13 protein-coding genes and 1 tRNA gene are annotated in these 14525 nt (G+C 49.4%); 5 read left to right on the plus strand and 9 right to left on the minus strand.

Features of this window, described 5'->3' with window-relative positions; genetic code table 11:
• Window positions 1-121 precede the first annotated feature (121 nt).
• The 4 genes from AC04MQ_RS02885 to AC04MQ_RS02900 all read right to left on the minus strand — a co-directional run bounded on the left by AC04MQ_RS02885 (window position 122) and on the right by AC04MQ_RS02900 (window position 4869).
• Window positions 122-211: transfer RNA gene (locus tag AC04MQ_RS02885), tRNA-Ser, on the minus strand.
• Window positions 212-307: 96 nt separating this feature from the next.
• On the minus strand, window positions 308-1603 hold the full coding sequence (gene serS / locus AC04MQ_RS02890; RefSeq protein WP_475390995.1) for a serine--tRNA ligase: 1296 nt from the start codon (window positions 1601-1603) through the stop codon (window positions 308-310).
• Window positions 1604-1635: 32 nt separating this feature from the next.
• Complete coding sequence (locus AC04MQ_RS02895) at window positions 1636-1944, minus strand: hypothetical protein (protein ID WP_015089278.1); 309 nt, start codon at window positions 1942-1944, stop codon at window positions 1636-1638.
• A gap of 27 nt (window positions 1945-1971) precedes the next feature.
• Window positions 1972-4869, minus strand: coding sequence for a tetratricopeptide repeat protein (locus tag AC04MQ_RS02900; RefSeq protein ID WP_475390997.1), 2898 nt, complete (start codon window positions 4867-4869; stop codon window positions 1972-1974).
• Between the two features lie 260 nt (window positions 4870-5129).
• Here AC04MQ_RS02900 and AC04MQ_RS02905 point away from each other — a divergent pair, with 260 nt between their 5' ends.
• The 3 genes from AC04MQ_RS02905 to AC04MQ_RS02915 all read left to right on the plus strand — a co-directional run bounded on the left by AC04MQ_RS02905 (window position 5130) and on the right by AC04MQ_RS02915 (window position 7502).
• Window positions 5130-5528, plus strand: a complete 399-nt coding sequence (locus AC04MQ_RS02905) for a hypothetical protein (RefSeq protein ID WP_011162695.1) — start codon at window positions 5130-5132, stop codon at window positions 5526-5528.
• A gap of 142 nt (window positions 5529-5670) precedes the next feature.
• Window positions 5671-6573 carry a polysaccharide deacetylase family protein gene (locus tag AC04MQ_RS02910; RefSeq protein WP_475391000.1) on the plus strand — a complete coding sequence of 301 codons (903 nt, stop codon included), beginning with the start codon at window positions 5671-5673 and terminating at the stop codon, window positions 6571-6573.
• Between the two features lie 131 nt (window positions 6574-6704).
• Complete coding sequence (locus tag AC04MQ_RS02915) at window positions 6705-7502, plus strand: trypsin-like serine peptidase (protein WP_475391002.1); 798 nt, start codon at window positions 6705-6707, stop codon at window positions 7500-7502.
• 41 nt (window positions 7503-7543) lie between these two features.
• Here AC04MQ_RS02915 and murA read toward each other — a convergent pair whose 3' ends face one another.
• The 4 genes from murA to AC04MQ_RS02935 form a co-directional block, all read right to left on the minus strand.
• Complete coding sequence (gene murA / locus AC04MQ_RS02920; protein ID WP_041576733.1) at window positions 7544-8797, minus strand: UDP-N-acetylglucosamine 1-carboxyvinyltransferase; 1254 nt, start codon at window positions 8795-8797, stop codon at window positions 7544-7546.
• Window positions 8790-9671: a peptide chain release factor N(5)-glutamine methyltransferase gene (gene prmC / locus AC04MQ_RS02925; RefSeq protein ID WP_475391003.1), complete on the minus strand. Its 882-nt coding sequence runs from the start codon at window positions 9669-9671 to the stop codon at window positions 8790-8792. The genes murA and prmC overlap by 8 nt, the downstream gene beginning before the upstream one ends.
• Before the next feature lie 3 nt (window positions 9672-9674).
• Window positions 9675-10748, minus strand: a complete 1074-nt coding sequence (prfA, locus tag AC04MQ_RS02930; protein WP_015089271.1) for a peptide chain release factor 1 — start codon at window positions 10746-10748, stop codon at window positions 9675-9677.
• Window positions 10749-10895: 147 nt separating this feature from the next.
• The gene (locus AC04MQ_RS02935) at window positions 10896-11141 is read right to left on the minus strand and encodes a type B 50S ribosomal protein L31 (RefSeq protein WP_011162689.1); all 246 of its coding nucleotides are present in this window, start codon (window positions 11139-11141) and stop codon (window positions 10896-10898) included.
• A gap of 334 nt (window positions 11142-11475) precedes the next feature.
• Here AC04MQ_RS02935 and AC04MQ_RS02940 point away from each other — a divergent pair, with 334 nt between their 5' ends.
• Window positions 11476-11925, plus strand: coding sequence for a hypothetical protein (locus AC04MQ_RS02940; RefSeq protein ID WP_475391005.1), 450 nt, complete (start codon window positions 11476-11478; stop codon window positions 11923-11925).
• Window positions 11926-12005: 80 nt separating this feature from the next.
• Here the strand turns inward: AC04MQ_RS02940 and rho are convergent, their stop codons facing one another.
• On the minus strand, window positions 12006-13751 hold the full coding sequence (gene rho / locus AC04MQ_RS02945; protein ID WP_015089268.1) for a transcription termination factor Rho: 1746 nt from the start codon (window positions 13749-13751) through the stop codon (window positions 12006-12008).
• A gap of 390 nt (window positions 13752-14141) precedes the next feature.
• Between rho and AC04MQ_RS02950 the strand changes: the two genes are divergently transcribed.
• Window positions 14142-14510, plus strand: a complete 369-nt coding sequence (locus tag AC04MQ_RS02950) for a PilZ domain-containing protein (protein ID WP_011162686.1) — start codon at window positions 14142-14144, stop codon at window positions 14508-14510.
• The last annotated feature ends 15 nt before the right edge of the window (window positions 14511-14525 follow it).

Genomic DNA, 14525 nt, shown 5'->3' on the forward strand with positions numbered 1-14525 from the left:
AAAAAATTAAAAAATTCGCCGCTTAAAATTGAGATAGGAAATTTTTTTGTAATTACAGGCACTTAAAAAAGCACCCCCAGATTACTAAAATTCTCAAAACGATATAAAACAGAGCAAATAATGGCGGAGAGTGAGGGATTCGAACCCTCGAGCCCCGCGAAGGGCTGCCAGTTTTCAAGACTGGTGTATTCAACCGCTCTACCAACTCTCCGTCGACCGTTTTATGGGTTTTGACGAGAGTATTCAAGCAGTTGTTTCCATGACGCAGCATGAGGTCGCCGCCTCATGCTGCCTGGATTTAAAGGACTTACTTACGAATCTCCGTACGGCCGCCCATATAAGGCTGCAAAGCCTTAGGAATGCCCACAGAACCGTCTTCACGCTGGTAGTTTTCCAGGATGGCCACCAAGGTTCTTCCCACCGCCAAAGCAGAGCCGTTCAGGGTGTGAACGAACTGGGGTTTACCACCCGCGCTGCGGAAGCGGATATTGGCCCGACGAGCCTGGAAGTCTTCAAAGTTAGAGCAAGAGCTGATCTCACGGTACGCATTCTGGCCCGGCAACCATACTTCCAGATCATAAGTTTTCGCAGATCCAAAGCCCATGTCCCCGGTGCACAGAAGCACACGACGGAACGGAAGCTCCAGATCCATCAGGATCTGTTCAGCGTGGGAGGTCAAAGCCTCATGAACTTCATGGGACTTGTCCGGATGAGCAAACACCATCAATTCAACCTTGTCGAACTGGTGCTGACGAATCAGACCTTTGGTGTCGCGACCCGCAGAACCCGCTTCAGAACGGAAGCACGGAGAATACGCACAGAAGCTTTGTGGCAGATCTTTTTCATCCAGGATCTCGTTGTTGTAGTAATTCGTCACCGGCACTTCCGCGGTTGGAATCAGATACAAGTCAGAGCCTTCCAGATGGAAAACGTCCTCTTTGAATTTCGGGAAGTTCCCGGTGCCCAGCAAACTGTTGCTGTTCACCATGAACGGAGGAATCATTTCGGTGTAACCATGTTTCATGGAGTGTTTGTCCATCATGAACTGGATCAGCGCGCGTTCCATTTGCGCCGCCGCCCCTTTCAGGAAGGCGAAACGGGTGCCGGTGGTTTTTGCAGCACGCTCAAAATCAATGATGTTCAGCGCTTCACCCAGCTCCCAGTGTTCTTTCGCTTTAAAAGAAAACTGGGTCGGAGTACCAACAACTTTGATCTCTTTATTGTCTTTTTCAGAAGAACCCACAGGCACAGAAGAATGCGGCTTGTTCGGAATCACCAACGCCAGGTTTGTCACCTGCTGGTCGGCTTCCGCAGCCTTGGCTTCAAGCTCTTTCACCTGGGTTTTCAAAACGTCGACTTCAGCCAAAATAGCAGAAGCGTCGCCGCCTTCGCGTTTGATTTTACCAATCTCGCCGCTGAGTTTGTTCTGACTGGCTTTGGCCGTTTCCGCCTGAGTGATCAGTTCTTTACGCTTTTTATTAAGCTCCATGATCTGCTCAAGAACTTCGGTCGAAGCACCACGATTCACAAGACCCTGCTTGTATTCATCATAGTAAGAAGTTCCGGTTTCAGCTTTTTTCTCAAGAAGTTTAATATCAATCATCTCAACGTCCTTTTAACCAACTAGCGCCTCTACTAAGGCGCGACCAGTATATACATTCTAAGAAGCATCACCACAAGCACACAGATCAAATCAAAAATTAAAATCTGACCAATGCTCCAGTTCGCCAGCAATTTCATGATAACGGCCACCACCACCACCATGACAAAAAGCAGGGCAAATGTTCCGTAACCCACCAGTTCCTGGCCGATCAAAGCCAGCGTCAACCCCAGGAGCAATCCTGTGATCAATCGCAAACTGATATGAAAAAGTGAGATTGTTGAAGACTTCACGCCCTCTTGTGCGCTGGAGGCAAGTCCTCTCATTTTATCGCCGATTCCCATGGCTTAAATTCCTTCCGTTGTCCGTCCCTAGTTGCCCAGTCTCATGATTTTCGCTTCTATTTCAGCACGATCCAAAGCATTTGGCGAGAGGCCAAGATATTTATTGTAGGCCTGCGCCGCAGAGCGGGTGTCGCCCTTCATTTCGTAAATGGCCCCTTGCTCCCGGTAGATTTCCGCATATCCGCTTTCGCGGGCCGATGCCAGAGCCAGCATGTCTTCAGCCACATCCAGGGATCCCGACTGGCGGTAACACTGGGCGGACTTCACGTAAATATCCGCCCCTTGCGGACGAAGCTTCATGGCGGTTGAGTACTCTGCCGCACATTCGGCATACTGCCGGCGGGCGGTGAACACTTCCGCTGCCAGAATATAGGAATCAGCCACGTTCGGATTCAGCTTCTTCTCGGACTTGGAGGCTTCCAAAGCCGTCGCAAAATCCCCCGACGCAAATGCCGCCTTCCCAATATAATAGTGCGTGCGCGGGTAGTTGGCGTTCAGACGCTGCACCCTTTTGAACTGCTGGATGGCTTCTTCAAAGCGGCTGGTTTCCAGATACAATTTTCCGGCCTGGAACAAAGCCTCCCCATCCGTGGGATCCAAAACCGCAGCGCTTAAGAACGCCTTCAGGGCTTTGTCGTTTAATCCCAGAGCCTTTTCACTTTCACCCAAGCCCAGCCACGCTTTCTTGTTGCGCGGATCGGCCTCGGCGACTTTTTCATAGATGTCTTTGGCCTGACTGTAGCGATCTTCGGATTTATATACTTCCGCCAAAGCAATTCGGTAATCCAGGGTGTAAGAGAACCGTTTGATCAGCTCGTTCAAGTAAGTGATTCCGGAATCCACCCCGTTGGTTTGCGCCAGCATCTTGGCGTAAGTGATCTGAGCTTCCGGATTGGTCGCATCAATTTCCACCGCCTTGGTGGCATAGCGGATCGCATCTTTCGAGGCGTTGTCTTTACGCTCAATTTCCTTTTTGTTGATCGGCATGATGGAGCGAGCCAGCAGGCCATTGGCTTTAGCCAGCAAGATATAAGTATCAATATCCCCATCGTAAGCTTTCGCCGCACGCAGGGCATAGTTCACGGTGCCAGGCATGTTGTTCTTACGGAACTCCAGCTGCGCCAGTCCACGCAAAACTTCATAGTTGTTGGGTGCAATTCTCATCGCATTGGTTAGAATTTGCAAAGCCCCGATAAAATCAAAACGCTGGGACATATAATCAGCCTGAAGCACGTAAGCAGACACCAGTTTTGGTTCAGCTTTAATGGCTTTATTCAGCCACTCGATCGCTTCAAAGCTTTGATTCAGTTGCCACAAAGCTTTGGCCGCCTTCATCGCAGCCGTTCCGTTCTTGGGATCCGCCTCAAAAGCCGCTTTGAATTCGGCTTGGGCCGCCAGGAAATCCCCTTGGCGCACGTACTGATCACCCAAATAAAGCAATTCGTTATTACGGCCTTTTTCGCCCTTCACCTTGTCAGTACCACCCAGGCGAATCACCAACTGGCGAAGTTCGCCGTTATTGGGATTTAATCCGAAGGCTCTTTGCGCGACTTCCAGGGCTTTCTTTTTCTCGCCACGCAGGACAAAGATTTCAGCCAAAGCGCCGTAACCTTCCGCCTCGATCAAAGCGGGAATGCGACCCTTGGATTCCAATCCCGAATTCAAGAAAGCGTAAGCGGTGTCGGATTTTTTAAAGCCGTTGTATTCCACGATGCCGGCAAAGACTTTGGCTTCTTTGTGTTTGGGATTTTTCGCCAGAACATTTCTGAGGATCCCGGCGGCCGTGGTGAAGTCACCTTGATGATAAAGCGCTTCGGCCAAAGAAACCTGCGGATGCAGCCACTTTTCCCAAAGCTGCGCGGCTTTTTCATAGTAAGGCACGGCATTCACATAGTCTTTTTCACCCGCCAAAAGCTCGGCCTTGAAATCGTAAAGCACTGGCAACAACGAGAACGGCTCAGAGCCTTCCAAGGTCGCCTCGATCGTGCCCTTGGCTTCTTTGTAGCGGCCCGCAGTCATCAACTTCACGGATTCACACACTTGTCCAAACGGGCTGATCACATTCAAAGCCCGCGTGGCCTGGGTGACACCAGCAATGGTTTTGATGTCCTGGGCATCCTGAACGGCATGGGGCCACAGTTCGAAGTAAACGACACACAAAAGTGCGCGCACTTCGATGTTCATCGGAGCGCCTTCAACGATGCTGACCAGTTTGTTTTGGGCGGCCACGTAGGATTCAAACGTGTCTTGCTCCATTGCAAACAGCGCTTCGTTCAGCTTTTCTTTGATCTGCTGATCTGAAAGGGTGGCCGTGGATTTTCCAGGCGCTAATAGATGAATTTTGGATCCATCCGCAGGGCCGGTGTCCCACAGCAGCCAAACCCCCAGAACAATCACCACGGCCAGAATCAAAGCGGGGATTTTCAGGGACTTGGCGATCTCGCCTTTTTCCATGTTTTTGATGTTGGAAAGTTCAATCACGGAGTCAGACTTGGAATCACCCGAGCTGACCGAAGCAATCTTCTGTGCGGGTGGAACATAGGCCGGCGTATCCAGCACATCGATTTGCTGCAACAGCGGCTTTTGCGGCTGAACGTTAGCAAAACTTTCCGGAGAAGGGGTGCTGCCCGTGTTCGTGTTGTTGCGAGGAGCTTTCGGCGCCTGCACGATCACGGTTTCAGCTTCCATCTTCTGGGCTTTTTTCGGATCGACATCAACGACGCCTTCCAAAGCTTCCAGAAGTTTGTCGTAGAAAGCCGGCTCTTTGGAAATCAGAGTCCACTGCCCATCAGGAAGTTTAGAAATCATCTCCTGACCGGAAAAGACACCCTCACCAATCATTTTAAGAATGGCTTCGGTGGAGTAAGGTCCTTTGACCTGACCCTTTCTAGTTTTAACAACCCAAGTGACCTGAATGCGTGACATAGACACCTGATTATACAAAGGTTTTTTGACAAAGGTTACGATGCTTAAGGGTTCGTAAAAAGGTCTGTGCTTTGGTCAAGGAAACTGGTTCCAGAATAGAACCTGAAACCCATAATGGAATTACCTCTGGTTCCGATTTGAGTGCTTAAGTCGAGCCTGGTAGACCTCAAATCGAATTAAACGCACTTTCATGGCTGTCTCATATTGGCACAGCCTTTGCTTTATAGGTCTTCGTAAGTTCGTGATTTGGGGAGTAAGTAGTGATTCGTAACGCTTTGATTGCAGCATACATCTTGGTAGTACTGGCGATTTCCGCTGTAGCGCGCGCTGGTGTTTTGCCAAACAATGCAATGGGCGAAGAAGTCGGTGTTTCCGATCTTCAAAACTACAACTTCAAAACTCACACAGGTGAAATCGTGGCTCTGGCTGACGGCTCTCTCGTTTTGGCGATGGCTGACCAGCAAACATTCTTCCTTTTGAAGTCACAAATCGACCTGACTCCTTACATTGGTTTTAAAGTTATGATGAGCGGTATTGAACTTGAACATCAACTTGCTCCCAATTTTGAGCTGGAAACTGTGGACCCCCTCCCTGGTTTCGGCTTCGGGAACAAAACGGTCGTCTTCTTTGTGTTTGGTATCAGCGAGGTTACTCAGTAATCTCAATCATAAGTCTCAGCCCCATCCCCTCCGCGGGCTGAGACTGTTTTTTTTCTCTTAAAAGGCCTGCGGATCCCCCTCCTTGCAGGCCTTTTCTTTTTTTAAAATTCAAAAATTTGAAATTCAATGCCATGGTTGATTTATGAAATCACTCATCGCTGTTTTTGCATGTCTTGTTGTTTCCAGTTTCACCCAGGCCGCTGAAGTCAGCATCACCATGGACGACTTTAATGTGCATGAAGACACCCGCCTTCCGGCCGACAAAAGAAACGAAGCCATCTTAAGCGCCCTGAAAAAACATAAAGTCAAAGCCGCCTTGTTTGTAACGTGCAAACACCTGAAATCCCCCCGCGATGAAAAGCTGCTGGCTGAGTGGTCGCGCCAAGGCCACCTGATCGGCAACCACACGGTGAATCACAAACGATTCGATGCCAAGGTCAGCGTCACTGACGAGATCGCTGAAATCCAGCAGTGCGAAGAGCAGCTGAAAAACCAGAAGAACTTTGAAAAGATTTTCCGCTTTCCCATGCTGGCGGAAGGGGACACTGCTGAAAAGCGCGATGCCGTTCGTGAATGGATGAAGAAAAATTCCTATCGCAACGGGCATGTGACCATTGATGCTTCCGACTGGTATGTGGACCGCCGCCTGCGCGACAAACTTGGCGCTGATCCTAACTTTGACCTTTCCAAGTTCCGTGACTTTTATCTGCAGCACATGTGGGATCGCGCTCAATACTACAACGACCTTTCCAAAAAGGTTCTGGGTCATGAAGTGAAGCACACCTTATTGGTCCACTATAATCTGGTGAATGCACTTTTCCTGGATGATTTGATTGCGATGTTTAAAAAACGCGGATGGAAAGTCATCGACGCCAAAATTGCATTCAAAGATCCGGTCTTCACAAAGCTTCCCGACAGCATGCCTTCAGGACAAAGCCTGATCTGGGCACTGGCAAAAGAAAGTGGAAAGCATGAAGCAGAACTTCGTTATCCCGGCGAAAACGACACCTATGAAAAAGAAAAAATGGATGCTCTTGGTTTGTAAATTCACTTTCTGTTTCTGTTAATTTTTGGAACGCATGTGTTTGCGCAGCCAATGGTTGCAGTGGTGATCTTTGTTTTGATTTGTTCTTTGAATTTCCATAAGACCTTTCTAAATTTTTTAGAAAGGTTCCTATGAAGTTCGTTGCTTTTGTTCTGATGGCTTCTTTGTTCGCATCTGTTTCGTACGCCGATATCTGCGGTAAATCTGACGATCGTGCGCTTTCCTTTGACAGCAAAGTCGGCAGACTTGTGAAAGAAGGCGAAACCAAGGGCTGCAACGTCACTCTGGTCAGCAACAGCTGTGTTGTGACTGTCGGTGCGTGTGCATTGGATCGTGATTATGCAGAATTTAATATTCCGGTTTCAGTTGCGGGCGTGCCACAGACTGCTGCTTTGGAAGACCGCTACTACGTTGAAAAAGGAACGGAACGCCATAACACCCGTGGCATTGGTCAGCAGTGGGCCGTGCTTCGACTGAAGCCCAATGAAATCACCGGCAAACAGGCGGGGGCGACACAAGGTTACTATCGTGTGGCGACCAGAAAATCCCACAACGGGGATCCGATCCGTGTTGTCAGCTATGGCTACGCTTTGAATGATCTTTACGACATCAAACAAGGCAACATGCCGGCTAACTCAAATCCTGAGCAGATGCATTTTGCCCAGCAGGTTTCCCATGGAAAACTTGTGAAGGCTGGAATCTTTCTGATTCCTTCCATCATTGAACACGATGCGGATACATCTCACGGCAGCTGGGGCGCGCCGGTCATCAATGAAAAAACCAATGAACTTGTTGGCATTAATACTCATGGCGGCTGTCGCGCCCAGTACGTGGTGAAGGCAGGCGCCCGCTACACGAACTCTGGAACTTCCATCACTGGCAATTCTGATTTTAGAAAAGCGGTGCAGGCTTGCGTGAACAGACAGTAGGTAAAAATAAAAAAGGCTCCGTGAAGGAGCCTTTTACTTTGCTATTCAATTCTGCTGATCTTTGCACCCAGGGAGGAAAGCTTGTCTTCAAGCTTTTCATATCCACGATCTAGGTGATAGATGCGGCTGACAACGGTTTCGCCCGAAGCCACCAGGCCCGCAAGCACCAGTGAAGCACTGGCCCGCAAGTCTGTCGCCATCACCGGAGCACCGGTCAACTGCCCAGGACTGCCACGGATAACGGCCACACGTGTTTTCGGAGTGATATCCGCACCCAGACGGCAAAGCTCAGTCACGTGCATGAAACGGTTTTCGAAAACGGTTTCAGTGATAACACTGGTCCCGTGAGCCACCGTCATCAGCGCCATAAACTGCGCCTGAAGATCTGTCGGGAACAATGGGTGAGGAGCCGTCGTGATATCCACCGCCTCCCACTGATCACAAGGGAAGACCGTCATAGTGTCTTTAGTGGTTTCAATCTTGAAGCCCGCTTCGCGCATTTTCAGGATCAATGCCTCCAGGTGAGCCGGCACACACTTGGTCACCGTCACTTGGCCTTTGGTGATCGCGCCCGCAATCAGCAATGTTCCAGCTTCAATACGATCTGGCATGATGGAGTGTTTTGCCGGCGTCAGTTTTGCCACGCCTTCAATGCGAATCACGCTGGTACCATGACCGGTGATCTTTGCGCCCATCTTGTTCAGATATTCAGCCAGATCCACAATCTCGGGTTCTTTGGCAGCGTTTTCCAGAACTGTGATTCCATCAGCAAGTGTTGCTGCCATCATCACGTTCTCCGTTCCACCCACCGTCACAGTTTCAAACAGGAAAGTTCCACCTTTTAGTTTCGGGGAACCTGCGTGAACGTAACCTTCTTTTTGCGTGATGGTAGCGCCCAAAGCTCTGAAACCATCAAGGTGCAGATCAATTGGACGGCTTCCGATAGCACAACCACCCGGCTGGGAAACAACGGCTTCACCGTATTTTGCCAGCATCGGGCCCATGCACAGGAAGCTTGCGCGCATCTTGCGAACCAGGTCGTAAGAAGCTTCGAAAGAAGAAGGTTTATTCACAGTGACGTGAAACTCTTCACCCACCCACTTCGTTTCACAACCCAAGCTGTTCAGAAGTTCAGAAGTGGATTCGATGTCCTTCAGCTTCGGCATATTTGTGAAGACGTGATTGCCTTCAGCAAGAAGAGTCGAAAACAAAATTGGAAGAGCGGCATTCTTTGCACCACTCGTAGCGACAGTACCTTTTAGTGGGCCATTGCCCATGACGACCATTTTATCCATGTGTTTCTCCGCGGATGACTCTATCATGCCCAGAAAGATCTTTGATGACACTGATTTCGTTAAATATTTTTAAGCTTTCATAGACCTGCTTCATCGCCGGCCCCTGACTCATTCCCATTTCCATCAACATCAAGCCCGGCTTCTTCAGGTAGGGGGCGAAAGCTTGGGACCATCCCTTTAGTAGGGCCAGGCCGCTGTCTTCGGCATACAAAGCCGAGTTGGGTTCAAACTTCTTAACGTTTTCTTCCACCTGCGGGTCATCCGAAGCAATGTAAGGAGGGTTGGAGACCAGCACATCAATACCGCTCAAACCGGTGAAGTCCTTGTAAGCCGACATGATGGCTTCCACATTCCCCGCATCCAAGTTCAGGAATTGAACCCGATCAGCCACCTCAAGGGCTTGCGCATTTCTTTGGGCGACTTCAATAGCCCCCGGAAGCAGGTCCACGGCGATCAGTTTCGCGTTCGGATATTCCTTCAACAAACTTAGTCCAATGCACCCCGAACCACACCCCAGATCAACAAGACCCAAGGAAGCTTCTTTATAGGAAGCCCAGGCAAGCACGTCTTCAACAATGTGTTCTGTTTCCGGGCGCGGGATCAGCACCTGGTTGTTCACCTCAAAACGGTGATTAAAGAAATCGCGATAGCCCAGGATGTACGCCACAGGTTCCCCCGAAGCACGACGGCGGACCAGTTCACGCAGAACGGCCAGCTCTTCATCCTTCATCGGCTGGTCAAAGCGCAAATAAAGCTGAATGCGTTCCAGTTTCAGCCCATGGGCCAAAAGCAGTTCCGCATCCAAACGTGGAGTATCGATTTTTTTGTCTTTGAAGAAAGCTGTGGTTTTATCGAGTATTTCTTTGAGTTTCATTCTTTAAGCAGAGGTTTGTTTTTTAAGTGCCTCTGCTTGGAAGTTAGCAACGAGTGGGTCGATCAGCAACTCAAATGAACCACTCATGACCTGATCCAGCTGGTGGATCGTCAAACCGATACGGTGATCGGTAATACGGGTCTGAGGGAAGTTGTAAGTGCGGATGCGCTCAGAGCGATCTCCCGTACCGATTTGCTCCAGACGGACATCGGAAGCCTCTTTACGGGCCTTTTCGTCCTCGATCTGCTGCAGTTTTGCGTAAAGGATCTGGAAAGCACGCTCACGGTTCGTGGACTGTGATTTACCTTCCTGACATTTTACGTCGATACCTGTCGGCAAATGCACGACACGAACCGCTGATTCAGTTCTGTTCACCGACTGACCGCCGGAACCCTGAGAACGCATGGTCTCAATTCTCACGTCAGACATCGGGATCTTGATTTCAGAAACCTCAACCTCTGGGATCACCGCCACGGTCACAGTGGACGTGTGGATACGGCCTGCGGCTTCCGTTTTAGGAACACGCTGAACGCGGTGAACACCGGACTCAAACTTCATTTTACTGAAGACCGAGTCACCGGTGATGCTGGCAATGATCTCTTTGGCGCCACCGGCATTACCTTCAGAGAAAGAGATCATTTCCACTTTCCAGCCCTGAGAAGTCGCATAGTGAACATAGCCGCGGAACATTTCATCCGCGAACAAAGCCGCCTCGTCCCCGCCGGCACCGGCACGAATCTCAAGAATGGTATTCTTGTCGTCGTTCGGGTCTTTGGGAATCAATGCGATTTTAAGCTGTTGTTCAAGATCAGGCAGCTCAGCCTCAAGCTCTTTCACCTCTTCACGGATCAGTTCACGCATTTCTGCATCCTGTTCCGCAGTCAGAAGCTCTTTGCTGGCTTTCAGATTTTCAGTTTTTTTGCGATAGTCGCGATAAACCAGAACGATCTTTTCCAGATTTCCCAGTTCTTTCATCAAAGCACGGTATTGCGTCTGATTAGAGGCAATGTCCGGTCTTTGAAGAGCCATATTGACTTCTTCGTAACGAGATTCGACTGCATCCAACTTCGAGAACATGGCTGAGGCTCCTGGTACTAACGGATCGATTGATAGGTCTGATAAATCATGCTGATCGGGATTGGGACCATCGCTGAAAACGAAAATGCGGTTCGAAGATTGAACCGCATTTCATACAAGAACGTCCTCCGAACGGAGGGCCGAAATTTACTTCTTGCCGTAACGTTTTTTGAAACGATCGATACGACCTTCAGTATCCATCACACGTTGCTTACCAGTGAAGAACGGGTGAGATGCAGAAGAGATCTCAACTTTGATTAGTGGATATTCTTTACCATCTTCCCATTTAACAGTTTCGGAAGAGTGCAAAGTAGATGTTCCCAAGAAACTGAAGTCGCAAGAGATATCTTTAAATACAACAGTATTTACTTTTGGGTGTAGGTTTTGTTTCATGACCTGATTCCTTCTAAATAATTTAACCTATGGGTCTTAAGCTGTAAGGATGTAACATACTGACTACCCCGTGTCGAGCATAAATCGCTGCTTTTTTTAGCAACAGACACCCGATCCAGAAGCCCCCTTAGTTCATACAAACATTCGTGATTACATATATTTAAGTAATATCGAAGGCAGCCGGTGATTGCTTTGCGGGGTTCCTGCACCCCCTAGGAAAACCAGACCTCCCCAGAGCTGACAGCCCCTTGTATTTTACCTTCGGCCCTGACGGATTCTTGAGAGCCACCCCCAGCGCACCTACCCTTGAGCCACTATAACAAGGAGGATTTCCATGAAGTTTCTGATCCCTTTTGCGGCCGTTTTAACTCTGTCTCATGTGGCATCGGCTGAAAGCATCTACTGCACCTTCACTGAACCCTTTATTTCTGTGTCCTATAATTCCGACACCAACAAAGTGAAAGTCTCCACCCCGGATCAGGGATCCGTTGAGCTGACCGGCAAAGTGACTTTTGATAAAGGCGGATTAATTCACATCACTTCTGAAGGGCTGAACCACAAGTTGACCGTGAATACGACCAAAGAGGGCTCTGACGGAATGTCAGACTTCGTATATCCATTTGAAGGTGTCATCAACACCGATCAAATCTACGGAGGTTGTGAAACCGACACCTTGAAAAAGACCGAACCCACTCCCGAACCAGAGCCACAACCGCAACCAGAACCCCAACCGCAGCCGCAGCCGCAGCCCGAGCCTCAACCCCAGCCACAACCAAATCCATAAATAAAAAAAAGGGAGTCCAACGACTCCCTTTTTTCTTAACTTCAAATTTCCAATCTCCAATTTTCAGCTCTAAGCAAAGCTTAGCCCGGTCCGGACATCGCTTTCAGGAAGTCGTTGTTCGTTTTTGTGCCTTCAACTTTATCGATCAGGAATTCCATCGCGTCGATAACGTTCATTGGCGCCAAAACTTTTCTCAGGATCCACAGACGGTTCAAGTCTGCTTTATCAACCAACAGGTCCTCTTTACGAGTGCCGGATTTGTTGATGTCCATGCAAGGGAAGATACGTTTTTCCATCAGCTTGCGATCCAGGTGGATCTCGGCGTTACCAGTACCTTTAAACTCCTCAAAGATAACCTCATCCATACGGGAACCCGTATCGATCAAAGCCGTCGCGATGATAGTCAAAGATCCGCCTTCTTCAATGTTACGAGCCGCACCGAAGAAACGTTTTGGTTTGTGAAGGGCGTTTGAATCCACACCACCGGAAAGGATTTTACCGGATGGAGGAACAACGGTGTTGTAAGCGCGCGCCAGACGAGTGATGGAATCAAGCAGAATAACCACGTCGTGTTTGTGTTCAACCAGACGTTTTGCTTTTTCGATAACCATCTCTGCAACCTGAACGTGACGAGTTGGTGGCTCATCGAACGTGGACGATACAACTTCACCTTTTACGGTACGTTGCATGTCGGTCACCTCTTCCGGACGTTCATCGATCAGAAGAACGATCAACTTCACTTCCGGATGATTGTGCGTGATCGCATTGGCAATTTGCTGCATCAAAACGGTTTTACCCGTTCTTGGTGGCGCGACAATCAAGGCACGCTGACCTTTACCCAATGGAGCCATCAAATCCACAACACGCGTGGTGTATTCACCAGGGCTGTGTTCCAGTTTCAGGCGCTCGTTTGGATAAAGCGGCGTCAAGTTGTCGAAAAGGATTTTGTCTTTGCCGTTTTCAGTGGTCTCGAAGTTCAGAGAATCCACTTTCAACAATGCAAAGTAACGCTCGCCATCTTTCGGTGGACGAACTGTGCCCGTCACGGTGTCACCGGTTCTTAGGCCGAAGCGACGGATCTGGGATGGAGATACATAGATATCATCCGGACCTGGAAGATAGTTGTAATCCGGAGAACGCAAGAAGCCGTAACCGTCCGGAAGGATTTCCAGAACGCCAGAACCATAAATGTCCTGACCCAGTTTCGCGGCACGTTTCAGAATTTCGAAGATCATGTCCTGACGACGAAGACCGGCAGCGTTTTCGATTTTCAGTTTGTTCGCAAGCTCTGTCAGCTGCGTGATGTTTTTTGATTTCAAGTCCTTGGAGGACAACCAGCTCTTTTCCTCGTCGGTCAAAGAGATGTCGGCCAGATCCACGTCCTGGGCTTGCGCCGGCATTGTGGAGTGAGCATCGTCACCCATCGGCTGAGCTTCGTCGCGGTTGCGGTCATGGCGGAAGTCACGGCGCTGATTGTTGCCGCGGTCGTTTCTGTGACCACCACGATCATTTCTGTCGCCACGGTCGTTACGGTCACCGCGGTCATTGCGATCGCCACGATCACGATTGTCGCGATTGTGCGGGCGGAATTCACGGCGCTGTTGATTTTGTTGCTGAGGTCTTTCTTGGCGCGCTTCCGGAGCAGCGGCAGGAGCTGCTGAAACAGGGGCATTTTCGGAAGGTGCTGGGGCCGCAGGGGCGGCTTCGGCGGCCGGAGCTGGGGAAGCTTCAGCAGCGGGGGCGGAGGTATCTTCAGATGTACTCTTCGCAGTGCGAGTACGTTTTTTTGCCACCTCAACGCCTTGTTGATCTTTAGGTTCAGACAAACAAATTCTCCTTGTAGGATTTAATCAGAAAAAAGAGCGATATATATAGGAAGCTGATCCGACTGGATTCATGCTTATTCGTTATGACCTCACTGTCCTTGAGCCGCCCCCCGCTTGTCAATAGCAAAACTCTGGCGGCCCTTGCGCCCCCCAGCCTGTACCAGCTTGAAACAAGGTCGAGGAAACAGAAGATTGTTCATAATGTTCGAGGGTTTAACACTTTTCTTGTTTTCTAAAAATGAAGCTATTTCAGGTGTTTAAATATGAGCCTGGGTAAGTCCAGTTTTCAGAATTTTAATCCGAAAAGTTAAAAATCACCCGGACCCCCTATTAATTTTTGGTAAGTAATACCGAAAGGATAGTATCCAATTTAAGCACAAGGAGTCTGACGTGGAGGACACATATACAGTTCCGGCACCAAGAACCCCTCTTAACCTCGAGGTGTCTTTTAAGCGCAATTACGCGCGCGAAGAGACCAAAGGCACGCTTAAGAATATCAGCATCACGGGAGCCTTTTTAGAGTTTGAGGGCGGAGAAGTTCGCGCCAATGAGAAGCTAAACCTGGTCATTATCGTGGCCGGTCGTGAGCGCAAGATCGCCGCTCATGTGATCTGGACCAATTCGGTTGGGGTCGGTGTGAAATTCATGCCGGTGAACAATCGCGATGTTCAAATTGTTGATGACCTGATCTATTTCGTGGAGAACTCCCGAAACGATCGACGGTCAGTGATGGACACGATCTTCAAGAAAGTCGGATAAGATCCGCAAAAACAA

The sequence above is a fragment of the Bdellovibrio sp. MYbb2 genome, from assembly GCF_056175685.1.